The sequence below is a fragment of the Streptomyces guryensis genome (assembly GCF_021261325.1).
Lineage (GTDB): Bacteria > Actinomycetota > Actinomycetes > Streptomycetales > Streptomycetaceae > Streptomyces > Streptomyces guryensis.
Map to the genome: position 1 here is coordinate 69,635 of NZ_JAJSBI010000015.1, position 23,840 is coordinate 93,474.

The following is a 23,840-nucleotide window of genomic DNA, read 5'->3' on the forward strand; positions in this document are numbered from 1 at the left end:
TCTCGCGACTGCGGGTACGTCGTGGCTTGTCGCCGCCCACGCGGCGGAGCCGCAAATCAGACACAGCCCCGCGCCCTTCCGGGGCGCGGGGAAGCCCTGCGTCAGCCGGCCAGTGCCTGCTCCGGCTCCCCGCTCGCCCTTGGCTCCGTGACCTTCACCTCCGGGATGTCCCGGTGGGCCGGGTCCGTGACTTCACCGACCAGGAGTTCCAGTACGTCCTCCAGGGCCACCAGGCCCAGGACCTTTCCGGAGGCGTCGGCCACCTGGGCCAGGTGGGTGGCGGCGCGGCGCATCACCGTCAGGGCGTCGTCCAGGGGGAGTTCGGATCGCAGCGTCGTCATCGGGCGCCACAGCTGCTGCGGCACCGCACGCTCCGAGTCCTCCAGGTCCAGTACGTCCTTCACGTGCAGGTAGCCCATGAAGGCGCCGTTCTCCGCGGCTATCGGGAAGCGGGAGTATCCGGTGCGAGCGGTGAGCTCGACGATCCGGCCCGGGGTGACCGACGGAGGGACCGTCACCAGGGACTCGCGCCCCAGGAGCACGTCCGTCACCGGGCGGGAGCCCAGTTCCAGGGCGTCCTCCAGGCGTTCCTGCTCCTCGGGGTCGAGCAGACCCGCCTGGCCGGAGTCCTCCACCAGGCGGTTGAGCTGCTCACTGGTGAAGACGGCCTCGACCTCGTCCTTCGGCTCGACCCGGAAGAGCCGCAGGATCGCCTGCGCGACGGCGCCGAGGGCGACGGTGATCGGCTTGCAGACGCGGGCGAAGGCGACCAGGCCCGGGGCGAGCCACATGGCCGCCTTCTCCGGGGCGGCCATCGCCAGGTTCTTCGGGACCATCTCGCCGATGACGAGGTGGAAGAAGACGACGGCGGCGAGCGCGATGACGTAACCCAGCGGGTGAATCATCCCGTCCGGGAGGTGGACCCACTCGAAGACCGGTTCCAGCAGGTGCGCGACGGTCGGTTCGGCGACCGCGCCCAGGGTCAGCGAGCAGACGGTGATGCCGAACTGGGCCGCCGCCATCATCTGCGGCAGCCGCTCCAGGCCATAGAGGACCTGGCGGGCACGGGCCGTGCCGAGGGGTTCGATCTGGCTGCGGCGTACGGACACGAGCGCGAACTCGGCGCCGACGAAGAAGCCGTTGGCCAGTACGAGGAGTGCGGCGAACAGGAGTTGGAGCACGCTCATCGGGCGACCTCCACGACCAGGCCGGTCCGGACCAGCCGGACCCGCTCGGCGCGGTAGTGGCCGACGCGGCGCACGGTCAGCCGCCAGCCGGGCAGTTCGGCCTTGTCGCCGACGGCCGGGATACGGCCGAGCCGGTCGGCGACCAGTCCGGCGACGGTCTCGTACGGCCCCTCGGGCACGTCGAGTCCTATGCGCTGCAGGATGTCGACCCGGCAGCTGCCGTCGGCGTCCCAGGCGGGCCTGCCGTCCTCCGCCGGGGCGGCGGCGAGTTCGGGCACGTCCTGCCCGTCGTGCTCGTCACGGACCTCGCCGACGATCTCCTCGACGATGTCCTCCAGCGTCACGACGCCCGCCGTGCCGCCGTACTCGTCGACGACGACCGCGATGGGCTGCTCGCTGCGCAGCTGGGCCAGGAGCGGCTGCACGGGCAGGGTCTCGGGGACGAGCAGCGCCGGGCGGGCGATGCGGCCGACGGGGGTGCGCAGGCGCTCGTGCACCGGGACCGCCAGGGCGTCCTTGAGGTGGACCATGCCGACGATTTCGTCGATCCGCTCCTTGTAGACGGGGAAGCGGGACAGGCCGGTGGCGCGGGTCAGGTTGACCACGTCCTCGGCGGTCGCCGTCGACTGCAGGGCGCTGACCTTCACGCGCGGGGTCATGACGTGCTGCGCGGTCAGCTCGGCGAGCGAGAGCGTCCGTACGAACAGGTCGGCCGTGTCCTGTTCCAGGGCGCCGGCCTGCGCAGAATGTCGGGCCAGGGACACCAGTTCGCCGGGAGTGCGGGCGGAGGCCAGCCCCTCGGCGGGCTCGACGCCCAGGGCTCGGACCAGGCGGTTGGCGACCGCGTTCAACGCGGCGATGACCGGGCGGAACAGCCGGGCGAAGGCGTACTGCGGACCGGCGACGAAGCGCGCGACCTGCATCGGCTTGGACACCGCCCAGTTCTTGGGCACCAGCTCCCCGATCACCATCTGCACGGCGGAGGCCAGCAGCATGCCGACGACCACCGCGACGCCGGAGACGGCGCCCTCGGGGATGCCGATCGCGGTGAAGGGCCCGTGCAGCAGCTGTGCGAGCGCGGGCTCGGCGAGCATGCCGACGACGAGGGAGGTGATGGTGATGCCGAGCTGGGTGCCGGAGAGCTGGAAGGACAGCTCCCTGAGCGACTCGGCGACCCTTCGGGCCCGTTTGTCGCCTTCGGCGGCGGCCTTCTCGGCGTCCGTCGACTCGACCGTGACCAGGCCGAACTCGGCGGCCACGAAGAAGCCGTTGGCCAGGATCAGCAGGAGGGCCGCTCCGAGGAGCAGCAGGGGGGTGGTCATGATGCCGCCGCCTCGGTATGTCGTGAGGTGGCGGCGCAGGTACTACAGGACGATCCGTCCATCGCTGGAGGGAGTCACTCCTCGGGTAGCAGGGGTCTCTGAAGCCCGGCGGGAACTTCAGCGGCGGAGGCGCAGTGAGAACGCCTCCGCCAACAGATTAATCAAGACAGGGGCCGTTACGGCAGATCCCTGGTCGAGCGGGCCTCGGCGAGTGCCCGCAGGGTGCGCGCATCGGCGATGGCACGCTCCTTGGCGATGCCCGGCTGGATGCCCAGCACGGGCAGGCTGGTGCCGTCGCTGAGGTTGAGAAAGACCCAGGGGTCGCCGGGGCGCAGGTTCACATGGAGGATCTCGGCCCACTCCAGATGCCGCCTGCTGGCGATGTTGACCACCGTGACGCCTGTCTCGTCGGCGACGACCTTCACCCGGGCGAGCATCGCCAGCACACCGAAGAGAACCGCTCCGGTGAAGACGAAGCTGAGCTTCTCGCCGGGGTTGAGCTGCTCCAGGAGGAGCGCGACGGTCGTGATCACCACGAAGATCAGGCCACCGGAGGTGAGCAGGACGGCGCGGGTGCGGCCCGGCCGGAAAGTGACGGGCAGAGCGGGCAGATCGGACATCTCTCTGCGCCCCTCAGAGACGGCAGGCGTGGATGGCCGTGGTCAGGATGGCCCGGGCACCGATCGCGTACAGGTCGTCCATGATCCGCTGGGCGTCCTTGGCGGGCACCATGGCGCGAACGGCGACCCAGCCCTCGTTGTGCAGCGGCGAGACGGTCGGCCCCTCCAGACCGGGAGTGATGGCGACCGCCTCCTCCAGGTGCTCGGCTCGGCAGTCGTAGTCCATCATCACGTACGTCCGGGCCACCAGCACGCCCTGGAGGCGGCGCAGGAACTGCTGGACCTTGGGCTCCTCGCCGTTCTCGCCGGTGCGGCGGATGACGACGGCCTCGGACTTCATGATCGGCTCGCCGATGACCTCCAGGCCCGCGTTGCGCAGCGAGGTGCCGGTCTCGACGACGTCCGCGATGACCTCGGCGACGCCGAGCTCGATGGCGGTCTCGACGGCGCCGTCGAGGTGGACGACGGAGGCGTCCACGCCGTTGTCGGCGAGGTGCTTGGCGACGATGCCCTCGTAGGAGGTGGCGACCGTCATACCGTTCAGGTCCTCGACGCCGCCCGCCGTGCCCGGCTTGGTGGCGTAGCGGAAGGTGGAGCGGGCGAAGCCGAGCGGGAGGATCTCCTCGGCGCTGGCGCCGGAGTCGATCAGCAGGTCGCGGCCGGTGATGCCGATGTCGAGCTTGCCGGAGGAGACGTAGATCGCGATGTCGCGGGGGCGGAGGTAGAAGAACTCGACCTCGTTGCCCGGGTCGACGATCCGCAGTTCCTTGGACTCCCGGCGCTGCTGGTAGCCGGCCTCATGCAGCATCTCCGCCGCAGGGCCTGACAGGGAACCCTTGTTGGGGACGGCGATGCGCAGCATGAGGTCGGCTTCCTTTGTTCGTTTCGTACGGGAGTGTGTGCGGGGTGCGGCTCAGAGGTGGGCGTAGACGTCGTCCAGGGAGATGCCGCGGGCGACCATCATCACCTGGACGTGGTACAGCAGCTGCGAGATCTCCTCGGCGGCCGCTTCCTTGCCCTCGTACTCGGCGGCCATCCAGACCTCGGCGGCCTCTTCGACGACCTTCTTGCCGATGGCATGGACGCCCTTGCCGACCAGTTCCGCGGTGCGGGAGGTGGCGGGATCGCCGTGGGCTGCCTTGTGCTGGAGCTCGGTGAAGAGCTCCTCGAACGTCTTATTGGACATGGTGACGCTCAGCCTATGCCACACCCCGCATACGTCAGTGCCACGGTTCAGATACTGAGCGGAGGGTCGCCGCCGTCGCCACCGCAGCGGTCACCGCCTCGTGCCCCTTGTCCTCGCTGGAGCCCTCGATGCCGGCCCGGTCCAGGGCCTGCTCCTCGGTGTCGCAGGTCAGCACGCCGAAGCCGACGGGGACGCCGGTCTCGACGGAGACCTGGGTGAGGCCCTGGGACACGCCCTGGCACACGTACTCGAAGTGCGGGGTGCCGCCGCGGATGACGACACCCAGGGCGACGATCGCGTCGTAGCCGCGGCCCGCGAGGACCTTGGCGACCACCGGGAGCTCCCAGCTGCCGGGGACCCGGAGCAGGGTCGGCTCGTCGATCCCCAGGTCGTGCAGGGCGCGCAGGGCGCCGTCCACCAGGCCGTCCATCACCTTTTCGTGCCACTGCGCCGCGATGACGGCGACCCGCAGGTCTCCGACGCCTCGTACGGACAGTTCCGGTGCGCCCTTGCCGCTCACGTTCTCGTGTCTCCTCGGTGTGCTGGTCTTACTGGTTGCTGCAGGTGGACACGGGGGCCGTGTCCAGCCAGGGCAGGTCGTGTCCCATCCGGTCCCGCTTGGTGCGCAGGTAGCGGAGGTTGTGCTCGCCCGCCTGCACGGGCATCGGCTCGCGGCCGGCGACCTTGAGGCCGTGGCGGACGAGCGCGTCGGTCTTGTCGGGGTTGTTGGTCATCAGGCGCACGCTGCGGACGCCGAGGTCCTCAAGGATCTGCGCGCCCGCGCCGTAGTCCCGGGCGTCGGCGGGCAGGCCGAGCTCCAGGTTGGCGTCGAGGGTGTCGCGGCCGCGCTCCTGGAGTTCGTAGGCGCGCAGCTTGGACAGCAGGCCGATGCCGCGTCCCTCGTGGCCGCGCAGGTAGACCACCACTCCCCTGCCCTCTTCCTGGATGCGCTCCAGGGAGGCATCCAGCTGGGGGCCGCAGTCGCAGCGCAGAGAGGAGAAGATGTCGCCGGTCAGGCACTCGGAGTGGACACGGACCAGGACGTCCTCGCCGTCGCCGATCTCGCCGCGGACTAGGGCGACGTGCTCGACGCCGTCGACGGTGGACCGGTAGCCGTACGCGGTGAACTCGCCGTGTGCGGTGGGCAGTTGGGTCTCGGCCTCGCGGCGGACGGTGGGCTCGGCGGTCCGGCGGTAGTCGATCAGGTCCTCGATGGAGATGATCGTCAGGCCGTGCTTGCGGGCGAAGGGGATCAGCTCGGGCAGGCGCAGCATCCGCCCGTCCTCACCGGCGATCTCGACGATCGCGCCGGCCGGGCGCAGCCCCGCGAGACGGGCGAGGTCGACGGCGGCCTCGGTGTGGCCGTTGCGCACGAGCACACCGCCGGACCTGGCGCGCAGCGGGAAGATGTGACCGGGGCGGACGAAGTCGTCGGCCTGGGTCTCCCCGCTCGCCAGCAGCTGGAGGGTGGTGGCGCGGTCGGAGGCGGAGATGCCGGTGGTCACACCGTGCGCGGCGGAGGCGTCCACGGAGACCGTGAACGCGGTCTTCATCGACTCGGTGTTGTCGTCGACCATCTGCGGGAGCTTCAGCCGCTCCAGCTCGTCGGCCTCCATGGGCGCGCAGATCAGGCCGCGGCACTCGCTCATCATGAAGGCGACGATCTCGGGGGTGGCCTTCTCGGCGGCGATGACGAGGTCGCCCTCGTTCTCGCGGTCCTCGTCGTCGACGACCACGACCGGCCGGCCGGCCGCGATGTCGGCGATGGCCTGCTCGATGGGGTCGAGCGACCAGTCCTCGATGCCGTCGGTGCTGTACAGGATCGGCGGGACAGAAGGGGCGGCGCGAAGCGCCTCGTTCAGGGTGGTGGTGGGTGACGGGCGGGCGGTCATGCCGGCGCTCCTTCCAGGACGGGCTGCGACGCCTGACGGGAGCGCAGCCACCAGTCGCGCATGCCCCACAGGACGAGTGCGCCGTAGATGACGTAGACGAAGCCGGAGAAGGCGTAGCCGTTGGCGAAGTTGAGGGGGACGCCGACGACGTCGACGAGGAGCCAGGCGATCCAGAACTCGGTCATGCCGCGGGCCTGGGCGTACATGGCGACGACGGTGCCGACGAAGATGTAGGCGTCCGGCCAGGGGTCCCAGGACAGGGACGGGTAGGCCTTGAAGAGCAGGGCTACGGCGACCGTGCCGACCGCGGCGGCTGCGATCATCGCGCCGCGCTCGCGCCAGGTGGCGAAGCGCGGGGCTATGTGACCGTCCGCCGCCTGCCCCTTGTTGCGGTTCCACTGCCACCAGCCGTACAGCGCCACCACCATGACGACGACCTGCTTGCCGGCGCTGCCGGCGAGGTGGCCGTAGAAGGCGATGAACAGGACGAGGCCGGAGAGGAACTGGACCGGCCAGGTCAGCAGGGAACGGCGCCAGCCGAGGGCCAGGGTGATCAGGCCGAGTATGTTGCCGATCATGTCCGACCAGATGATGCGCTGGCCGAGCAGGGTGAATGCCTGCGAGTTCAGCCAGTTCACCGGTCCGCCCCCTGACCGGCCCCGAGCAGGCGCTCGACGTACTTGGCGACGACGTCGACCTCGAGGTTGACCGGGTCGCCGGGCTGCTTGATGCCGAGCGTGGTCAGGGCGAGGGTGGTGGGGATGAGGCTGACCGTGAAGTAGTCCGGGCCCGCGTCGACCACGGTGAGGCTGATGCCGTCGACCGTGATGGAGCCCTTCTCCACGACGTAGCGGGTCAGGTCCGCGGGGAGGGAGATCTTGATGATCTCCCAGTGGTCGGAGGGCTTGCGCTCCAGGACCGCGCCCGTGCCGTCGACATGGCCCTGGACGATGTGGCCGCCGAGGCGGGCGCCCACGGCCATGGGGCGTTCCAGGTTGACGCGGGAGCCGACGGCGAGGGCGCCGAGGCTGGAGCGGTCGAGGGTCTCCGCCATGACGTCCGCGGTGAACTCGTCGCCCTCGTGTTCGACGACGGTGAGACAGACCCCGTTCACGGCGATGGAGTCGCCGTGCTTCGCGCCGTCGGTGACGACGGGGCCGCGCAGCCGGAAGCGGGAGGCGTCGCCGAGGTTTTCGACGGCCGTGATCTCGCCCAGCTCTTCGACGATTCCGGTGAACACTTCCCGGGTCCTCCTGCCTCTTCGGGCACGGACTCCGGGGCCTGTCGATGACGACAGAATGAACGAGCGAGGACACCGGGGGCGACGCCGGACGGGACCCGCCCCGAGGACGAGCCCAGATACGGCGGCGCGCATACGTCGATGCCCGCCCGCCGCGCACTGCCTCCCATCCGGACTTTAACCGTCGGTCCAGGAATTTCACCTGGTCAACCGGCCGCTGGAAGCGGTCGGGTCGCGGACTGTAACCGCCGGTTCGGACTTTCACCGACCCCGGAGTGCGCTGCTTCTGGTACAGGGCCAGTGTGCCACGCCTGATCGAGCTCCATACGGGCGAACGGTGTGGGCTGACTCACAGGTGCCGTCGATGGACTTCTCAACCCGGCCCACCGGGTGGACCCTTTGGTCTAGTCCTTTTGGGATCTTCGCGGACCGGCCCGGCGGTGGTGACGACGGCCCTTGCCCACCGCCGGGCCTCACAACTCCCTTGTCCACGGGCTCTGGCAGGGTGGTGCACATGAGCAGCGCGATCGCCGACGAGTTCGAGACGCACCGCCCGCGGCTGTTCGGCCTCGCCTACCGCATGCTGGGCTCGGCCGACGAGGCGGAGGACGCCGTACAGGACGCCTATCTGCGTTTCAGCGGGGCGGACCGCACGGGCATCGAGTACCCGGCGGCCTGGCTGGCCAAGGTCGTGACCAACCTCTGCCTCACCCGTCTGACCTCGGCGCGGGCGCGGCGCGAACAGTACGTCGGCTGCTGGCTGCCGGAGCCCGTCGTGACCTCGGACGGCACGCTCGGCCCGCTGGAGTCGGCCGAGCAGCGCGACGCCGTGTCGATGGCGATGCTGATCCTGCTGGAGCGGCTCAGCCCGACCGAGCGGGCGGTGTACGTACTGCGGGAGGCGTTCGGATACGGCCACCGCGAGATCGCCGGCGTACTGGAGCTGAGCGAGGCCAACTGCCGTCAGCTGTACCGGCGGGCGGCGCTGCGGGTGGGCGAGGACCGGTCCCGTTTCGAGCCGGCGCCCGAGCGGCAGGAGGAGCTCGTCGCGTCGTTCCTCACGGCGGCCCGGGACGGTGATCTGGCCGGGCTGGAGAAACTGCTGACCGCGGACGTGGTCTGGTCGAGCGACGGCGGCGGCAAGGTCAGCGCGGCCCGGCGGCCGGTCGAGGGCCCGGACAAGGTGGCACGGCTCACGGTGGGCGGAGCCGAGCGGTTCGCGGCCGGCCTGCAGTTCACGGCGGCCGAGGTCAACGGCGAGACCGGACTGGCCGCGTGGGCGGGCGACGCGTTGGTCGGCATGGTCGCGTTCGAGGTGCGGGACGGACTGATCTCCCATGTGCGGGTGGTGGTGAACCCGGACAAGCTCGGGTTCGTGCGGCGGCAGCTCGCGCGGGCGTTGTAGTGGCGGTGCCACGCCACATTCCACGTCACGGTCGCGGTGGCATGTCACATTCCACGTCACGGTCGCGGTGGCATGTCACATTCCACCGGGCTGCTCGGTCTCAGCTGACGTAGGGCGCTCCACCAGGGAGCGCCCGGCGTCGGAAGGGGCTGAACAGCATGACCACGATCCTGGTGACCGGCGGCACCGGAACCCTCGGCCGGCTCGTCACCGAGCGGCTGCGCGCGGACGGGCACGAGGTGCGGGTGCTCAGCCGCCGCACCCGGCCGTACGCCGTCGACCTGCGCGAGGGCGGTGCCGGACTGGAGGCGGCGGTCACGGGCGTGGACACGGTCGTGCACTGCGCGACGACGCAGACCGGCGGTGACGAGAAGGCGGCTGGGAACCTGGTCGCGGCGGCGCGGCGGGCAGGGGTGCGCCATCTGGTCTACATCTCGATCGTCGGCGTCGACCGGGTGCCGTTTCCGTACTACCGGACCAAGTTCGCCGTCGAGAAGCTGATCGAGGAGTCGGGGCTGGGCTGGACCGTGCTGCGCACGACCCAGTTCCACGACCTGCTCGTGAGGATGCTCCGGGGGCTGGCCAAGCTGCCGGTCGTGCTGCTGCCGGCCGGTGTCCGGGATCAGCCGATCGAGGTGGCGGAGGCCGCGGCGCGGCTGGCCGAGCTGGCCGCCGGGGCGCCGGCGGGACGGGTGGAGGACATGGGCGGGCCCGAGATCCGGACGTCCGAGTCGCTGGCGCGCTCGTATCTGAAGGCGGCCGGGCGTCGGCGGGCGGTGGTGAACGTGCCGCTGTGGGGGAAGACGTACCGGGCGTTCCGTGACGGAGGGCACCTCGCGCCCGGACTCGCCGTCGGCAAGGGGACGTTCGAGCAGTACCTCGCCGGGCGTCGCGGATGAGCCGGCGCGACCGGCTCCGCAGGGGCCTCGGGCCGCTCGCCGGTGTACAGGCACTGCTCGGCCTCTGAGTCCTGCTGCTGCCGGACATCTTCTGGAAGCGGCGCCGGGTGTCGCTGCTCCCGCCGTACAACGAGCATCTGCTGCGGGACGTCGGCGGGGGCGGACCCGGCGCTCGCGGTGGTGCTGTGTGCGGCGGTCGTGGCGCTGGAGCGGCGGCTCGTCATCACCGCACTGGTGGCGTACCTGACCGCCTCTGTGCCTCATCCGGTGTTCCACGCCGGGCATTTTGGAGCCGTTGTCGGCCGGGAGCGGTGCGGGGTCGATGGCCTTGCTGGGGGCGGGGCCGGTGTGTCCGGCGGCGTTGCTGTGGCCGGCGGCGGACGGACGTCGCGGCCTTCGCCGTGCCGGAGCCGGGCGCGTACCGCTCGGGACGCGCGGACTACCGCCGCGGCGGCGCGAACAGCTCGTCCTGAGCGCGGGCCCGCGCGGTGAGAAGTGCTCCGCGGAGCACGGCACTGCCGCCGAGGGTGCCGGCCCGGACCTCGGTGGGCAGCGGGGACATACGGCGGACCCGTTCGGCCACGCGGGCGGCGAGTTCGTCCCCGCCGGCCTGCCCGACCTCGCCGCCGAGGACGAGGCAGCCGGGGTCGAGGACCGCCACCACGGAGGCGACACCGACGGCAAGCCGATCGGCCAGCGCGTCGAGGAAACGGGCGGCGGACGCGGCATCCGGGACGCGGACGCCCTCGCGCGCAGACGCCGCTCGCCCGGTGTCACCGGCCGCACCGCCGCCCTCGGCCCCTGCGTCCGAGGCGGGCCCGGCCACCCTTGCGTCGCCGCCACCTGCCATCGCAGCCCCGTCCGGCGCACCCGCCGGACCCTCACCGCCACGCTCAGCCCCTCCGACCGACGCCGACGCCGACGCCGACGCCGACGCCGACGGCCCAGCAACCCCTGCCTCCCCACCACGTCCCTTCACCGCCGCAGGCCCGTCCGACGCAGGCCAACCCACCCGGGCCCCGCCGCCCCGCACCTCCGTCCGCACCTGCCGGGCCACGGCCGACCCACCCCTCCCCGCTTCGACACCACGCACCCTCACGCTCGCACCCGCGCGCGATCGCGCGGGGAGCGCCGCCGCCGATCCATCACCCCCCGAAGCCGGCACCTCCGCCACCCCGCCACCCCCCGAAACCATGCCCACCGCCCCCCGCACCACCCCGGCGGCAACCGGCTCATGCGTCGCTCTCCCGGCTGTCAGGCCGTGCTCCGCCGCCAGTGCCGCGATCGCTGCCGAGCCTGCCAGTGAGTGGAATCCCCCCTCGCACTCCGTCGCCGAGGGCAGGGCGGCCGTTCCCGGTACGGGCAGGAAGCCGATCTCCCCGGTGCCGCCGGAGGCGCCGCGGCGCAGGGTGCCGTCGAGGACCACGGCCGCGCCGGTGCCGTGGCCGAGCCACAGCAGGACGAAAGTGTCGCGGTCCTGGGCGGCGCCGTCGCGCTGTTCGGCCAGTGCCGCGAGGTTGGTCTCGTTCTCGACGCTGACGCGCGCCTCGGGGAGGCGCTCCTGAAGCGCTGCGACCAGGCGGCGGTGCCACTCGGGCAGGCCCGAGGAGTCGCGGAGTTCGCCGGTGGACGGGTCGATCAGGCCGGGGGCGCCGATCCCGACGGTGTGGAGGCGGTCGGCCCCCGCCTCCTTCGCCACACGTTCGACCAGCGCGACCGCCTGCTCGACCGCGGGGCCCGTGCCCGTGTCGCCCCCGATCGGCAGGGATGCCTCGGCTAGCACCCGGCCGACCAGGTCGGAGACCACCACGGAGACGCCCTCGGTACGGACGTCCAGGGCAGCGAGATGCGCGCGGTCCGCGACAATCCCGTACAGCTTCGCGTTCGGTCCGCGCCGCTGCTCCCCGGCCTCCCCGACCACGGTGATCAGGCCGGACGCGGTGAGGCGCTCCACCAGGTCGGCGACCGACGGCCGGGACAGGCCGGTCAGCTGCTTCAACTGGCCTGCCGTCAACGGGCCCTCCTGCTGCAGCAGCCGCAGGGCGAGCCGGTCGTTGATGGCCCGGGCGGTGCTGGGGGATGCGGGCATGCCGGGATCCTTCCAGATCGACGGGACCGGGCCGGGTCGAGCCCTGCGCCCGGGCGGCCAGTAATCCCCTATCTATCAGGCAGGGTTCCTGATAGTTTACGCGACGCCGGTGGGGACGTATGGGAAACGGGAGGGGCCGAGAATGAGCGACGTGGTCTACGACCTGCGCGAGGTGAGGCGGTCCCGGTACGCCGTGGCCGCCGTGTTCGCCGTGCACGGCGCCGTCACCGGCTCGTTCGCGACCCGGGTCCCGTGGGTCCAGGACCATGCCTCGCTGAGTGCGGGAGAGCTGGGCTTCGCCCTCGCCTTCACGGCCTTCGGTGCGTCCTGCTCCATGCCGCTGGCCGGGAGGATCAGTCACCGTTTCGGCAGCCGTACGGCGTTGCGCGGCCTGATCGCGCTGTGGACGCTGTCCCTCGTCCTGCCGTCGCTGGCGCCGAACATGCTCACGCTGTGCCTGGCGATGTTCACGTACGGGGCGAGCGCGGGCATGGCCGACGTCGCGATGAACGCGCTCGGTGTCGAGGTGGAGCGGCTGCTCGGCAGGTCGATCATGTCGAGCCTGCACGGCATGTGGAGCGCGGGCGCACTGATCGGCTCGGCGGCCGGCACCCTCGCCGCGCACCTCGGTTCGGACGCGCGCCTGCACTTCGCGCTGGCGGCGGTCACCCTCACCCTGCTCGGTGTGGCGGCCTGCCGCTGGGTGCTCGACGTGCAGGCCACCGAGGACGAGGAGCCGCCGCCGAGGTTCGCGCTGCCGCCGAAGTCCGCGCTGCTGATCGGCACCGTCGGCTTCTGCGCGGTGTTCGCGGAGGGCGCGAGCCTCGACTGGTCGGCGGTCTACCTGCGGGTCCAGCTCGGCACCTCGGCGGGGCTGGCCGCCGCGTGCACGACCGGTTTCATGCTCACCATGGCGGTGGCCCGGCTCGTGGGCGACGTGGTGGTCAACCGCTTCGGCGCGGTCCGCACCGTACGGGCGAGCGGAGGACTGGCCGTCCTGGGCGGGCTGCTGATCGTCGTCGCGGGCCATCCGGCCGTGGCGATGGGCGGGTTCGCGCTGCTCGGCCTCGGCATCGCCGTCGTCGTACCGCTGTGCTTCGCGGCGGCCGGACGCAGCGGCCCGAACCCGAGCCAGGCCATCGCGGGCGTCGCGACCATCACGTACACCTCGGGTCTGATAGCGCCCAGCCTGATCGGCGGGGTGGCGCAGGCGACGAGCCTGGTGGTGTCGTTCGTGCTGGTGACGGTCCTGGCGTGCGGCCTCGCGGCCTTCGCGGGCGTGCTGCGCACCGGCGACCGCAGCCGCCCGGAGGCCGGCCGGCCGAGCGTGGCGGTTCCCGACCCGCGGCCCTGAACCGCTCGCTCCCCGACGCGGGACGCATCGTCTCGGCCCACGCACCTCACCATGGAAAATCCTGGGTGCCGGGAGGAAGGGTGGGGCCCTCCGCCCTGAACGGACACCCACAGGCCCCGGCCCGAAGGACTTGCGGAGGGAACCCGGTCAGCCCGCTACCGAGTCCAGTTGCTCGGCCGCCGGGCGCAGCTCCCAGAGGTCACCGCCGGGTGACGTCTCCAGCTTCGGGACGGCCTGCCGCGCCGCCTTGTCCCCCGCGTCCGCAGCCGCGCGCACGACGTCGCTCGCCGCGAACCGGTGGAACTCCAGCTCCGGACGCGGCCATGGGGAAGCCTCCGTCGCGGCGGGCAGCAGATAGTCCACGGCCTTGAACAGCCCCTGCCCGTCCGGCCCTTGACAAGCCCACAGGTTCACACCGACGTGCCGGCCGATCGCCGCGAGCCGGGTGTACGTGAGCAGGTCGAAGGTCGAGTAGTGCCGGCTCCGCGTCCTCGTGAGCTTCTGCGGCCGGCTGCCGTCGGCCGCGATTGCGTGATGGCCGCGACCCGCGTCTACTCGTGCCCCTCGCGGCGGGCATCATCATCGGCGTCGGCAACGTCTCGATGAAGTTCACCGACAACTTCTCCCTCAGTGGCATCGCGCTCGGCACCCTGGTCGTCATCACTGGCTACCAGACCCTGCGCGCCTTCGCGCCCGCGCATCTCAAGACCCAGCAGCCGCTCCTGGACGAGGGCACGTCCTCCTACGACGACGCCAAGTCATAGGCGTACGACGGGCTGAACGTGCCCGGCGTCCCCTTGCAGCCGTCCGACTCCCCCGGCAGCTTCACCCACAGATAGGCGTCGATGCGCGCCTCGCCGGTGCTGAGCGTGGGCGCCCGGCCGATCCTGCGTCCCGCCGGGTCGCACCACTCGCCGTCGGCCGGGGCGCCGTTGCCGTTGCGGCTGGTGTCGATGACGGCGCCCAGGCCGGCGGGGCCGCCGAGTGCGGCGAGGACCTGGCGGTCGTAGCCGATCTCGTCGGACGTCGTGTGGAAGTTGGAGACGTTGCTGAAGATCCCGTCGGAGGAGGCGGCCGTGCCGGCGCCCGCCTTCTTCAGCAGCGCCGCCTGCTGCGCGGCCGGGTTCCAGCCGGAGTGCCCGGCGTCGTAGTAGACCCGCGCCTCGGAGTCCGCGGCCTTGAGGACGCGGCCCGCTCGGGCCAGCGCGGCGAAGCGGTCGGCGCGGGCACGGTCGGAGAGGCAGTCGGACTGGGCTATGGAGTCGGGCTCCAGGACGACGACGACCTCGCCGGAGCCGAGCCCCGCCGCGAACCTGTCGATCCAGGCGTCGTACGCGGCGAGGTCGGGTGCCCCGCCTTGGGAGGCGCCCCCGCAGTCGCGGCCGGGGATCGCGTACGGCACGACGACGGGCACCCGGCCCTGTGCCGCGGCGTCCGACGTGACCGCGTGGACGCGGGAGGTGATGGTCACCGGTGTGTAGTCGGCGAACCACACGGCGGCCGGCTGGTCGGCGATACGGGACTCTATGACCGGCGTGCGCGGATCGCCCGGGTTGGCGCGGACCCAGTCGAGCACCTTCGAGTCGGAGTGCCGGTAGAGGAGAGCGGCGGACACCGCGGCGGGCTGCTGCTTCTGCTGCGTCCTGGCGGGCGACGCACTGGCCGGCCTGGATGAACTCGGCGTCGCGGAAGCGGACTTGGTGGCCCTGCCCGAAGCGGTGGGCAGCACCGGCAGCTGCCCGACCCGCGGCAAACCGGTCACCTCTGGCTTCGCCTGCTCGGAGCCACTTCCGGCGTCGAGCGCCGACATCATGCCGGTCGCGGTGCCGACGGCGACCACGACGGAGGCCGCCGCCACCATGGCGCCACGCCGGTTGGCCCGCCTGCGCTCGGCCCTGCGTGCGGCCAGGCGCTGCGCGCGTAAGCCTGACACAGTGCTGCTCCCCCCACTCCGTTCCCCCGTTCTGGGGAAGCGCCGGGCCCGCCGACACTCCCGTCAGCCTAGGACTGGGACCCTTCCCCCATGGCGCAATTGGAACAGTTCACCACTTCTGTAGACGCAGTCGTCTCCCGGATGCGCGCCCTCGACGCGGCCCTGCCCGAACGGGACGGTGTCGCGGTCTTCAACCGCGTCTACCTCACCGTCACCGAGGCCGTCGACCGGAGCATCGACGCCCATCGGTTCGCGGACGCGCGGGCGGCGGTGACGCTGGACGTACGGTTCGCGGAGCGCTACCTCGCCGCCGTCGACGCGGTCGCCGCCGAGCGGCGCCCGCCGGCCTGCTGGCGGCCCCTGTTCCAGCTCCGCCGCCATCCCGGAGTACGCCCCCTTCAGTTCGCGCTGGCGGGCATCAATGCGCACATCGGCCACGACCTGGCGCTCGCCGTCGTGGACAGTTGCCGTACGTTGGACTGCGAACCGGCCGAACTGGAGGACGAGTTCGATCGCGTCGGCGACCTCCTCGTCTCGCTGGAGGAGCACATCCGCGAAGACCTGATGCCCGGCCCCGACCTCCTCCAGATCGCCGACCCGCTCACCCATCTGCTCGGCGCGTGGAGTCTGGAGCGGGCCCGGGACGCCACCTGGACCGCGGCGCGGGCGCTGTGGGCCCTGCGCGGACTGCCCGAGGTCGCCGTTGAGTTCACCGAACGGCTGGATACGGCCGTGGGCTTCGCAGGCCGCATGTTGCTCACGCCGCTCTCAAGTTAGGTTGACTGTTGAACCGACGCAAAGGAGCGGACACATGGCCATCCGGCTGGGACTGAGCCTTCCCCAAGCGCGGCAGTACGACATCGGACGCGATGTGCCCGACGTGGCACGCACCGCCGAACAGATCGGCTACCAGAGCCTGTGGGTCTACGAGCGCGCGCTCTTCCCCGAACCCGCGACCCAGGGTCTGTACGGCGTCGAGGGCCTGCCATGGCCCGACGTGTACCGGGGCGTGCCGGACCCCCTGGTGACGCTGGCCCTGGCCACCGCGGCGACGGAGCGGGCCCGGCTCGGCACCAGCATCCTGGTGGCCCCGCTGCACAACCCCTTCCAGCTGGCCAAGTCGCTCGCCACGCTGGATGCGGCCGGCGGCGGCCGGGTGCTGGCGGGCCTCGGCACGGGCTGGTCGCTCGACGAGTACGCGGCCGCGGGCGTGGCACCGTTCGAGGAGCGGGGCCGGGTCCTGGACGAGATCATCGACGTCTGCCGGGCCGTGTGGGGCCCGGACCCGGTGACATGCGACGGCCGGATCACCAAGATCGCCTCTGCCGTGGTCGGACCCAAGCCCGCCCGCCCCATCCCTATCCTGCTGCCCACCAACAGCAGGAAGGCGATGACCCGGCTCGTCGACCGCGCCGACGGCTGGATGCCGATCGCCATGGGTGCCGAGCAACTGGCGGCGCAGTGGCGTCAGTTGCAGGACCTGGCGGCCGAGCGCGGCCGCACCGAGCCGATCGAGACGGTGGTGCGGGTGAACCCCCGGTACACGCCCAAGGCGTACGACGGGGCCGACCGCTCGCCGTTCCAGGGCAGCGTCGCCCAGATCGTCGAGGACCTCGCAGCACATGCCGGGAGCGGCCTCGACGAGTTCTTCTTCGAGTTCCAGGGCGGCGCGCGGGACGCCCAGGAGCTGAAGGACGTGGCCGCCGAGGTCTACGAGGCCGTGCGCGCCGCCGGGATCTAGTCCTCCGGCAGCTCGACCGGCGCGATCTCGTCGTACACGTCGCCCGGCCCCGGGTTGGTCGCGTCGGTCTCGCCGCCGAAGTGGTGCATGACGCCCCAGACCGCGTTGAGCGCGGTCTGGATCGCGCCCTCGGCCCAGCCCGCCGTCCAGGAGATGTCGTCGCCGGCGAGGAAGATGCCCCGCTTGTCCTCGGGCAGCCGGTCCTGCATGAAGTGCGTGAACAGACGCCGCTGGTAGCGGTAGTGGCCGGGCAGGTTGGCCTTGAACGCGCCCATGAAGTAGGGCTCGTTCTCCCAGGACACGGTCACCGGGCTGCCGATGACGTGCTTCCTGATGTCGACCTTCGGGTAGATCTCGCCGAGCGACTTCAGCATGACCTCCATCCGCTCGTTCGCGGACAGCGGCAGCCACTTCAGGCTGTCGTCGCACCAGGTGTAGGAGAGGCAGATGACAGCGGGCCGGTCCGGGCCGTCGTCGAGGAGGTAGGTTCCACGCGTCATCCGGTCGGTGAGCGTCATCGACATGACGTCCCGGCCCGTCTCCTCGTCCTTGTCGAGCCAGAACGGGCGGTCGACGGGAACGAAGAGCTTCGAGCTCTCCATGTAGTGGGTGCGCTCGATGGCGGTCCAGTGGTCGATCGGGAAGAGCGAGTCGTCGCAGGCGATCTTCGACAGCAGCATCCAGGACTGGGCGGTGAAGACCGCCGCCCGGTAGGTGCGGATGTCGCCGTTCGCGTCGGTCACGGTGATCCGGTTGCCCGCCGTGCGGTGCAGCCGGGTCACGGCCGGGCGGGGCTCGCCGTCCACGTGCAGGGACTTGAGGGACGTCCCGTACGGCCAGTGGACGATCTTCTCGGGCTCGCGCTCCCAGAGCCGCAGCGGCAGCTGCTGGCTGCCGCCGACGATGCCGCGGTGGTGGTCGTCGGCCTCGGTGTAGACGACCCGCAGGATCTCCAGGATGGAGTTGGGGAAGTCGGTGTCCCAGCCGCCCGTGCCGAAGCCGACCTGGCCGAAGATCTCGCGGTGGCGGAAGGACCTGAAGGCCTCGGAGTCGCAGAGGAAGCCGTAGAAGGTCTGGTTGTCGAGCTTCTCGACCAGCTTCGCCCAGATCTCGCGGATGCGCGGCACGTCACGCTCGCGCAGGGCACGGTTCATGTCGGAGAAGTCGGCGCCCTCTTCGAGGCACTTGTTCCACGCCTCGGCCACATCGCGGTAGACCTGCGGCAGGTCGTCGGCCGTCTCGGCGTAGTGCGACTCCCCCTTGAGGTCGACGACCGTCGAAGGGGTCGCCTCGGCAAGGGGGTTGGGGAACGGCCGGGTCTCGAGTCCCGCCAGGTCGATGTAGTGCTGGAGGGCGGTCGAGGACGGCGGAAAGCGCATCGCGCCCATCTCGGCGGTGAGGGACGGGTCGCAGCCCTCGAAGCCCACGGTCCTCAGACGCCCGCCGATCCGGTCGGCCTCGTACACGACCGGCTTGAGGCCCATCTTCATCAGCTCGTAGGCGGCCACGATGCCGGAGAGCCCGCCGCCGATGACGGCGACCTCGGCGCCGTGCTCGGTGGCCGGTATCTGGCCGAGTCCCGCCGGATGCGCGAGGAAGTCGTCGTACGCGTACGGGAAGTCCGGGCCGAACATGGTGATCGGCGGCAGCTGCTGCTCGTCTGCGTGCTCGACGGCGTTGGGCACGGTGGACGTCATGGGGTACGGACTCCTTGCACGGAAAGTACGAGTACGGGGTGAGGGGTTCAGACGAGGGCCCCGTAGAGGCCGGGGCGGCGGTCCTCCAGATACGGGTTCGCCTCGCGGGAGGCTGCGAGGAAGGCGGGGTCGGCGTCGGCGAAGACCAGCTCCTCGCCGCGTCCGGCGCGGGCGCGGGCGACCCCGTCGGGACCGGCCAGCGCGGAGAGGCCGACGAAGTCGAACTCCCCCTCCCGGCCGATCCGGTTGACGTACGCGACGTACATCTGGTTCTCGAAGGCGCGCACCGGGATCATGGACTCGGCGACGAACTGGAAGGGGTGCATCTGCGCCGTCGGCACGACGAGGAGGTCGGTGCCGGCCAGGGCGTGGGCGCGGACGTTCTCCGGGAACTCGACGTCGTAGCAGATCATGAGGCCGACGGTGAGCCCGCCGAGCTCGGCCTGGACGACCGGCTGCTCGCCCGGCGTGAAGTGGTCGCGCTCGAAGCAGCCGAAGAGGTGGGTCTTGCGGTAGTTCGCCAGGCGAATGCCCTCGGCGGAGATCATCTGCGCGGAGTTGAAGACGCTCTCGCCGTCCCGCTCCGGATACCCGTACGCGATCGCGAGCCCGTGCCGTCCGGCGATGTCGGCGATCGCGTCCGCACAGGCGCCGTCTGCGGTCTCGGCGAGGTGGCCGATGTCGTCGCCGATCGCGTACCCGGTCAGGAACATCTCCGGCGCGGCCAGCAGCAAGGCACCCGCGGCAGCGGCACGCCCGGCAGCCGCGTCGAGCACCTTGAGGTTCTCGGCAACGGACCCGGGACGACCGGAGCTCTGGAGCAGGGCGGTACGCATGCGTGTTCCTCAGCGGTACGGGGGGGTTCTGGGGGCCACTCCGACGGTACGGTCGCGGGGCCGGGCCCAGCAAGAAGAACCCGTTGCGCGCTGGTGAGCGGTTCGTTGCGTACTCCACCGGCTCGACGGCGATTCGTTGCGCCTCTTCAGCCGCCGGGTCCCGCAGCGCGCCTGTAGGAGCGCGGGGCTGTGGCGATATGCGGCTCCGCCGCGTGGGCGCGACCAGCCACGACGCACCGGCAGAGGACCGACGACCCCACGCAGCGCTAAATTTCCCGCAACCGCTCAATAATCTCCCGCAGCAATCCGGGATCGTCCGCGGGCCCGCCCGCCCCCACGCGCCGCGGCGCATCAACCCGCACCAGCCCGGCCTGGGCCAGATCCCCCAACAGCACCCGCAGCACCGTCAGCGGCAGATCCGCATCCGCGGCGAGCTCGACCACCGGCCGAGACCGATGCCGCACCAGCGCGAGCAGCGCGGCGCCGGCGTGGTCGACACCCGGCAGCGCCTCGCCGTACACAGCCGTGACCTGCGACATCAGGTCGATGTGATGCCGGCCGGAAGGCCGGGTCCGCCCGCGTGTGACGGTGTACGGCCGCACCATCGCCCCGGTCTCGTCCTCGTACCAGTGCTCGTCGCTCACGACAGGGATGCCGCCGACACTCCCTCCTCCGCCAGCACCCCCTCCGGCAGGGACACCACCGCCGTCGTCCCGCCGTACGGCGAAGGGTCGAACGTCACCTCGATACCGTGCCGGGCGGCGAGGCGGCCTACGACGTACAGCCCGAGCCTGTCGTGCCGGGTCGGGTCGAAGTCGCCCGGCTTCCTGAGCGTCCGTTCGGCCTCTTCCAGCTGCTCGGTATCGAAGCCGAGCCCCCGGTCGTCGATCCGGAGAAGGAAGCCGCCGTCGGCCCGTGCGGTGCGCATGGTCACGCGGGTGTCCGGCGGGGAGAAGACCGTGGCGTTCTCGACGAGCTCGGCGATCAGGTGGACGACGTCGGCGACGGCGTCCGCCGCGACGCCCACCCGGGGCATCGGAGGCACCTCGACCCGGGTGTACGCCTCGATCTCGCCGACCGCGGAGGAGACGACGTCGGCGACGGGCACCGGGCGCCGCCATCGGCGGCCGGGCGCCGACCCGGAGAGGACGATCAGGTTCTCGGCGTGGCGACGCATACGGGTGGTGAGATGGTCGATGCGGAAGAGCTGTTCCAGCACGTCCGGGTCGTCCGTGCGCCGCTCCAGCGTGTCGACGAGCTTCAGCTGCCGGTGCACGAGCGACTGGTTGCGGCGGGCGATGTTGAGCAGCACGGCGGAGAGCCCACGACGCAGACGGGCCTGCTGTACGGCTGCCTCGACGGCCGCGAGGCGCGCGGCATTGAAGGACCGCCCCACGTCGCCGATCTCGTCGGCACCCGCCTCCCCGTCGGCGAGCGGTGGCGCCTCGGTGACCGCGTCCACGTTCTGGCCCGCACTCAACCGCGCCATGACATCGGGCAGTTGGCGGGTGGCCAGCAGATCGGCGGCGTCCCGCAGCGTCTCCAGCCGCCGTGAGATACGACGGGCACCCCGCACCGCGAACCACAACGACAGTCCTACGGCAGCCAGTCCGACCACACCCACCGCCGCGGCCCTGGTCAGCTCCCGGTAGGCGAACTCCCGCCCGCGGCCGGCGGAGTTCATGGCGGACCTGGTGCACAGCCGCATGTACTGCTTGACCGCCCGGTCGGTGGTGGAGCGCCAGGAGTCGGCCGCGACGGCGTCCCCCGCGCCCGATGCTCCCGCCCGCAGCAGCGCGTCCTCGCTCCCCGCCAACGTGCGGTGCAGCTGCCCGCGTTGGAACCCCTCGAACAGGGTCCGCGAGTCGCCCGGCAGGTCGGGCACATATGTCCGCTCGAAGATCCGCCGGTCCTCGATCGCCGCCCGGAGCGTGTCATACTGCGGCTGGGTGAGCGTCCCGGCGGCCCGCGCTCCGGCGACGAGGGCGTCCTCCCGTGACACGAACTCCCGTACCCGGACCAGCTCGACGACCACCTGGGCCTCCCGTGCCAGCTGTCCGGCCTGCAGTGCGGTGAGCGTCGACTCGACACCGAAGCCGGGTTCCACCAGCGCGCTGTACTCACTCACCGCCCGGTCCCAGGAGATGTCCCGGGACAGCACCCGCTCCCGCAGCCCCTCCAGCCTGCCGACGGTGGTGACCATGGCGTCCAGTGCCTGCCGCTGCCGCCCGGAGAGCCGGCCGCGGTCCCCGGACCGGATCGCGTCGCGCATGGCGTCCACGGCCCGGTCCGTTCGGCGCTGCTGCTCCAACAGGTCGGCTGCGGGCGGCGTACGGCGGTCCGTGCCCAAGTAGGCGGCCGAGAGCCGCCGTTCGATCTGGATCTGCCCGATCGCCGTGTCGACGGGGGTGCCGAAGTCCTCGTAGACCCCCTGCACCCGGACGAGCGCGCGCAGCTCCCCGGTGACGGACACCATGGCGAAGCTCCACAGCGCCAGCAGGGCCAGCACGGGAGCGAGCGCGAGCGCGACGATCCGGGCGCGGACCGTGGTGGGACGGCCGATGAGCCGGCGCATACTCTCTCCCCCGGAGTTACTCGCCAGTGCTACCCGTCAGTAATGACGCCGCACAACCTACGGGACACTCCGCCGGGACCGCAATGGCCACTTGAGCGCCAGCAGCATCGCCGTCACCAGATACGGCACCGCGAACAGCGCGAACGCGGTGCTGTGCGCGGCTCTGGTCTCGATCGCCGCGTAGACGCCGCACGCCACGACCGTGGCGAGGTCGCTGCCCAGGCCCGCGACCGAGGTCAGGGTGGCCCTGCGCGTGTCGTCGATGCGCTGCTGGAGGCGGACGTCGGCCAGCACGGTCGCCAGCTGGAAGCCACCGAACGCGAGGGCCAGCAGCCCCAGGGCGGCGGGGGTCCGGGCCGCGGCACCCAGGGCCATGGCGAGGGCGGATGCGGCAAGAACCGCCGCCAGGCCTGCCGTACCCAGGCGCTCCCAAGGCCCGGCCAGCAGGCTCCCGGCGGTCGCTCCCGCCCAGATCAGCAGCAGCAGATACGGAACCGTCGCCTCCGCCACGCCGGTGTCCCGCACGAGCAGCGGCGTGTACTCGTCGAGCGCCTCCCACACGGCCCCGACCGCCGGGACGAGCAGAAGCGCTCCGCGCAGCGGCCGGTCGCGGCGGACCGCGGCGAGCCCCTCCCGCAGGGTCGTGGACCAGCCGTCGGCGTCGGTCTCCGGCACCACCCGGTCCTCCGGGAACCGGGTCGCCGTCGCGGCGCTCGCCAGGCAGGCCAGCACGCTCGCCGCCCCGACGGCGGGGTAGCCGCCCCAGGCGAACACGGGGCCGGCGAGCGCCATGGCCGCCATGATCGCGACATGCCCGGCGGCCCGTGCCCGGCCCATGATCCCGGCGTACCGCTCGGCCTCACCGAGCCGTTCCAGTTCGTCGTACACGAGCGCCTCCAGCGCACCGGAGCCGAGTGCTCCGCGCGCGCCCCACAGGACGAAGCCCAGGGCGAAGGCCCAGTACGACGGGGTGAGCACCCACAGGGTGAAGCCGACGGCGGTGAGCAGCGGGCCGAGCCAGAGCAGCAGCCGCCGGGAGACGGCGTCGGCCCAGGCGCCGGAGGGCAGCTCCAGCAGCACGCCGGTGAGGGACCAGAGGGCGAAGAGGGAGGAGATCTGCCAGACGGACAGACCGGTGTCGCTGAACAGCAGCGCGTACACCGGGTAGAGCAGGACGAAGTCGTCGAGGAACGCGTAGCCGTACAGCGTGGCCGTGAGCCGGCGGACGCCGGCGGTGACGGGCACGCGCGCAGGTGAGAGTGTCATGGGGCCTTCCCGCAGGGACGGTTCGGATGCCGGGGGTACGGCGTCCGAGGCGGCCCTCGGGAGGCACGGCTGGTGGATCAATGTCGCCAGGTCATGGCACCGATGGTAGGCGCGTGCGGCGATCCCGTCCGGTGATTATGCGGGTGATCCCGACGAGAAGCGGCGCAGCAGCGGAGACAGCACCAGCACGGACTTGGTGCGCTCGACGAAGGGCTCCCCCGCGATGCGCTCCAGGACCCGTTCGAAGTGCCGCATGTCGGAGGCGAAGACCTGCACGATCGCGTCCGCGTCGCCGGTGACCGTGGAGGCGGCCACGACCTCCTGGTAGCGCTCCAGGCCTCGCCGGATGACTTCGGGCGAGGTGTTGTGCCGGCAGTAGATCTCGACGAACCCCTCGGTCTCCCAGCCGAGGGCGCCCGGATCCACCCGTACGGTGAAGCCGGTGATGGCCCCGGTGGCGCGCAGCCGGTCCACGCGCCGCTTCACGGCGGGCGCGGACAGGCCGACGAGCTGCCCGATGTCCGCGTAGGAGCGGCGGGCGTCCTCGGCGAGGGCGTGCACGATGCGTTCGTCGAGATCGTTCAGCACTGCTGGCGGT

The 23,840-nt window shown here is 71.7% G+C and carries 22 protein-coding genes, 2 pseudogenes and 1 riboswitch; of the genes and pseudogenes, 6 read left to right on the plus strand and 18 right to left on the minus strand.

All coding sequences use genetic code 11. The features are described from left to right. Positions 1–101 precede the first annotated feature (101 nt). From LJ657_RS27470 to LJ657_RS27510, 9 genes are all read right to left on the minus strand, one after another. Positions 102–1,187 carry a hemolysin family protein gene (locus LJ657_RS27470; protein ID WP_232651437.1) on the minus strand — a complete coding sequence of 362 codons (1,086 nt, stop codon included), beginning with the start codon at positions 1,185–1,187 and terminating at the stop codon, positions 102–104. Continuing rightward, positions 1,184–2,509 (minus strand): hemolysin family protein, encoded by a 1,326-nt coding sequence (locus LJ657_RS27475; protein WP_232651438.1) that lies wholly within the window; start codon positions 2,507–2,509, stop codon positions 1,184–1,186. Before LJ657_RS27475 ends, LJ657_RS27470 begins: the two co-directional genes overlap by 4 nt. A gap of 176 nt (positions 2,510–2,685) precedes the next feature. Further along, positions 2,686–3,129, minus strand: coding sequence for a PH domain-containing protein (locus LJ657_RS27480; protein ID WP_232651439.1), 444 nt, complete (start codon positions 3,127–3,129; stop codon positions 2,686–2,688). Positions 3,130–3,142: 13 nt separating this feature from the next. Further along, positions 3,143–3,991, minus strand: a complete 849-nt coding sequence (gene hisG, locus LJ657_RS27485; protein ID WP_232651440.1) for an ATP phosphoribosyltransferase — start codon at positions 3,989–3,991, stop codon at positions 3,143–3,145. 51 nt (positions 3,992–4,042) lie between these two features. After that, positions 4,043–4,315, minus strand: a complete 273-nt coding sequence (locus tag LJ657_RS27490) for a phosphoribosyl-ATP diphosphatase (protein WP_030946750.1) — start codon at positions 4,313–4,315, stop codon at positions 4,043–4,045. 34 nt (positions 4,316–4,349) lie between these two features. After that, the gene (ribH, locus tag LJ657_RS27495) at positions 4,350–4,835 is read right to left on the minus strand and encodes a 6,7-dimethyl-8-ribityllumazine synthase (RefSeq protein WP_232651441.1); all 486 of its coding nucleotides are present in this window, start codon (positions 4,833–4,835) and stop codon (positions 4,350–4,352) included. Between the two features lie 28 nt (positions 4,836–4,863). Then, positions 4,864–6,207 (minus strand): bifunctional 3,4-dihydroxy-2-butanone-4-phosphate synthase/GTP cyclohydrolase II, encoded by a 1,344-nt coding sequence (locus tag LJ657_RS27500; protein ID WP_232651442.1) that lies wholly within the window; start codon positions 6,205–6,207, stop codon positions 4,864–4,866. Then, entirely contained in the window at positions 6,204–6,845 is a 642-nt protein-coding gene (gene pnuC, locus LJ657_RS27505) for a nicotinamide riboside transporter PnuC (protein ID WP_232651443.1), read from the minus strand. Before pnuC ends, LJ657_RS27500 begins: the two co-directional genes overlap by 4 nt. Further along, positions 6,842–7,447 carry a riboflavin synthase gene (locus LJ657_RS27510; protein WP_099927413.1) on the minus strand — a complete coding sequence of 202 codons (606 nt, stop codon included), beginning with the start codon at positions 7,445–7,447 and terminating at the stop codon, positions 6,842–6,844. The genes pnuC and LJ657_RS27510 overlap by 4 nt, the downstream gene beginning before the upstream one ends. A gap of 152 nt (positions 7,448–7,599) precedes the next feature. Beyond that, a riboswitch (FMN riboswitch) is annotated at positions 7,600–7,730 on the minus strand. Positions 7,731–7,961: 231 nt separating this feature from the next. On the opposite strand from LJ657_RS27510, the gene LJ657_RS27515 reads away from it, so the two are divergent. Then, positions 7,962–8,852 (plus strand): RNA polymerase sigma-70 factor, encoded by an 891-nt coding sequence (locus LJ657_RS27515; RefSeq protein ID WP_232651444.1) that lies wholly within the window; start codon positions 7,962–7,964, stop codon positions 8,850–8,852. A gap of 158 nt (positions 8,853–9,010) precedes the next feature. Further along, a complete protein-coding gene (locus LJ657_RS27520; RefSeq protein WP_232651445.1) occupies positions 9,011–9,751 on the plus strand; it encodes an SDR family oxidoreductase in 741 nt (246 codons plus the stop codon). 439 nt (positions 9,752–10,190) lie between these two features. Here LJ657_RS27520 and LJ657_RS27525 read toward each other — a convergent pair whose 3' ends face one another. Continuing rightward, positions 10,191–11,840: an ROK family transcriptional regulator gene (locus LJ657_RS27525; protein ID WP_232651446.1), complete on the minus strand. Its 1,650-nt coding sequence runs from the start codon at positions 11,838–11,840 to the stop codon at positions 10,191–10,193. A 142-nt stretch (positions 11,841–11,982) separates the two neighbouring features. Between LJ657_RS27525 and LJ657_RS27530 the strand changes: the two genes are divergently transcribed. Beyond that, positions 11,983–13,194 (plus strand): MFS transporter, encoded by a 1,212-nt coding sequence (locus LJ657_RS27530; RefSeq protein WP_232651447.1) that lies wholly within the window; start codon positions 11,983–11,985, stop codon positions 13,192–13,194. A 147-nt stretch (positions 13,195–13,341) separates the two neighbouring features. On the opposite strand, the pseudogene LJ657_RS27535 reads toward LJ657_RS27530, so the two are convergent. After that, a pseudogene (locus LJ657_RS27535) lies at positions 13,342–13,722 on the minus strand (alginate lyase family protein); the annotation flags it as partial. Between the two features lie 5 nt (positions 13,723–13,727). Here LJ657_RS27535 and LJ657_RS27540 point away from each other — a divergent pair. After that, positions 13,728–13,958 (plus strand): annotated as a pseudogene (locus LJ657_RS27540) (nitrate reductase); the annotation flags it as partial. Here the strand turns inward: LJ657_RS27540 and LJ657_RS27545 are convergent. Beyond that, positions 13,937–15,055: a glycoside hydrolase family 6 protein gene (locus tag LJ657_RS27545; RefSeq protein WP_232651620.1), complete on the minus strand. Its 1,119-nt coding sequence runs from the start codon at positions 15,053–15,055 to the stop codon at positions 13,937–13,939. The pseudogene LJ657_RS27540 and the gene LJ657_RS27545 sit on opposite strands and share 22 nt — an antisense overlap. A gap of 162 nt (positions 15,056–15,217) precedes the next feature. Here LJ657_RS27545 and LJ657_RS27550 point away from each other — a divergent pair, with 162 nt between their 5' ends. Beyond that, on the plus strand, positions 15,218–15,904 hold the full coding sequence (locus tag LJ657_RS27550) for a DUF5995 family protein (protein WP_232651448.1): 687 nt from the start codon (positions 15,218–15,220) through the stop codon (positions 15,902–15,904). A gap of 34 nt (positions 15,905–15,938) precedes the next feature. Beyond that, on the plus strand, positions 15,939–16,868 hold the full coding sequence (locus LJ657_RS27555; protein ID WP_232651449.1) for an LLM class F420-dependent oxidoreductase: 930 nt from the start codon (positions 15,939–15,941) through the stop codon (positions 16,866–16,868). On the opposite strand, the gene LJ657_RS27560 is transcribed toward LJ657_RS27555, so the two are convergent. The 6 genes from LJ657_RS27560 to LJ657_RS27585 all read right to left on the minus strand — a co-directional run bounded on the left by LJ657_RS27560 (position 16,865) and on the right by LJ657_RS27585 (position 23,830). Then, positions 16,865–18,565, minus strand: coding sequence for a flavin monoamine oxidase family protein (locus LJ657_RS27560; protein ID WP_232651450.1), 1,701 nt, complete (start codon positions 18,563–18,565; stop codon positions 16,865–16,867). The two genes, LJ657_RS27555 and LJ657_RS27560, sit on opposite strands and share 4 nt — an antisense overlap. 47 nt (positions 18,566–18,612) lie before the next feature. Further along, complete coding sequence (locus LJ657_RS27565; protein ID WP_232651451.1) at positions 18,613–19,401, minus strand: carbon-nitrogen hydrolase family protein; 789 nt, start codon at positions 19,399–19,401, stop codon at positions 18,613–18,615. A gap of 266 nt (positions 19,402–19,667) precedes the next feature. Further along, entirely contained in the window at positions 19,668–20,045 is a 378-nt protein-coding gene (locus LJ657_RS27570) for a DUF742 domain-containing protein (RefSeq protein WP_232651452.1), read from the minus strand. Beyond that, entirely contained in the window at positions 20,042–21,976 is a 1,935-nt protein-coding gene (locus LJ657_RS27575; protein WP_232651453.1) for a sensor histidine kinase, read from the minus strand. The genes LJ657_RS27570 and LJ657_RS27575 overlap by 4 nt, the downstream gene beginning before the upstream one ends. 57 nt (positions 21,977–22,033) lie before the next feature. Beyond that, positions 22,034–23,242 carry an MFS transporter gene (locus tag LJ657_RS27580; RefSeq protein WP_232651454.1) on the minus strand — a complete coding sequence of 403 codons (1,209 nt, stop codon included), beginning with the start codon at positions 23,240–23,242 and terminating at the stop codon, positions 22,034–22,036. 135 nt (positions 23,243–23,377) lie between these two features. Beyond that, the gene (locus tag LJ657_RS27585; RefSeq protein ID WP_232651455.1) at positions 23,378–23,830 is read right to left on the minus strand and encodes an Lrp/AsnC family transcriptional regulator; all 453 of its coding nucleotides are present in this window, start codon (positions 23,828–23,830) and stop codon (positions 23,378–23,380) included. Positions 23,831–23,840: the final 10 nt, after the last annotated feature.

What these genes read in the sequence shown, in the direction of transcription:
- LJ657_RS27560 (WP_232651450.1), bottom strand. Translation starts at nt 18,565, where the DNA reads ATGACGTCCACCGTGCCCAACGCCGTCGAGCACGCAGACGAGCAGCAG.
- LJ657_RS27550 (WP_232651448.1), top strand. Translation starts at nt 15,218, where the DNA reads ATGGCGCAATTGGAACAGTTCACCACTTCTGTAGACGCAGTCGTCTCC.
- LJ657_RS27475 (WP_232651438.1), bottom strand. Translation starts at nt 2,509, where the DNA reads ATGACCACCCCCCTGCTGCTCCTCGGAGCGGCCCTCCTGCTGATCCTG.
- LJ657_RS27500 (WP_232651442.1), bottom strand. Translation starts at nt 6,207, where the DNA reads ATGACCGCCCGCCCGTCACCCACCACCACCCTGAACGAGGCGCTTCGC.
- LJ657_RS27580 (WP_232651454.1), bottom strand. Translation starts at nt 23,242, where the DNA reads ATGACACTCTCACCTGCGCGCGTGCCCGTCACCGCCGGCGTCCGCCGG.
- LJ657_RS27480 (WP_232651439.1), bottom strand. Translation starts at nt 3,129, where the DNA reads ATGTCCGATCTGCCCGCTCTGCCCGTCACTTTCCGGCCGGGCCGCACC.
- LJ657_RS27530 (WP_232651447.1), top strand. Translation starts at nt 11,983, where the DNA reads ATGAGCGACGTGGTCTACGACCTGCGCGAGGTGAGGCGGTCCCGGTAC.
- LJ657_RS27515 (WP_232651444.1), top strand. Translation starts at nt 7,962, where the DNA reads ATGAGCAGCGCGATCGCCGACGAGTTCGAGACGCACCGCCCGCGGCTG.
- LJ657_RS27470 (WP_232651437.1), bottom strand. Translation starts at nt 1,187, where the DNA reads ATGAGCGTGCTCCAACTCCTGTTCGCCGCACTCCTCGTACTGGCCAAC.
- LJ657_RS27575 (WP_232651453.1), bottom strand. Translation starts at nt 21,976, where the DNA reads ATGCGCCGGCTCATCGGCCGTCCCACCACGGTCCGCGCCCGGATCGTC.
- LJ657_RS27490 (WP_030946750.1), bottom strand. Translation starts at nt 4,315, where the DNA reads ATGTCCAATAAGACGTTCGAGGAGCTCTTCACCGAGCTCCAGCACAAG.
- LJ657_RS27520 (WP_232651445.1), top strand. Translation starts at nt 9,011, where the DNA reads ATGACCACGATCCTGGTGACCGGCGGCACCGGAACCCTCGGCCGGCTC.
- LJ657_RS27525 (WP_232651446.1), bottom strand. Translation starts at nt 11,840, where the DNA reads ATGCCCGCATCCCCCAGCACCGCCCGGGCCATCAACGACCGGCTCGCC.
- LJ657_RS27545 (WP_232651620.1), bottom strand. Translation starts at nt 15,055, where the DNA reads ATGGTGGCGGCGGCCTCCGTCGTGGTCGCCGTCGGCACCGCGACCGGC.
- hisG (WP_232651440.1), bottom strand. Translation starts at nt 3,991, where the DNA reads ATGCTGCGCATCGCCGTCCCCAACAAGGGTTCCCTGTCAGGCCCTGCG.
- LJ657_RS27565 (WP_232651451.1), bottom strand. Translation starts at nt 19,401, where the DNA reads ATGCGTACCGCCCTGCTCCAGAGCTCCGGTCGTCCCGGGTCCGTTGCC.
- LJ657_RS27555 (WP_232651449.1), top strand. Translation starts at nt 15,939, where the DNA reads ATGGCCATCCGGCTGGGACTGAGCCTTCCCCAAGCGCGGCAGTACGAC.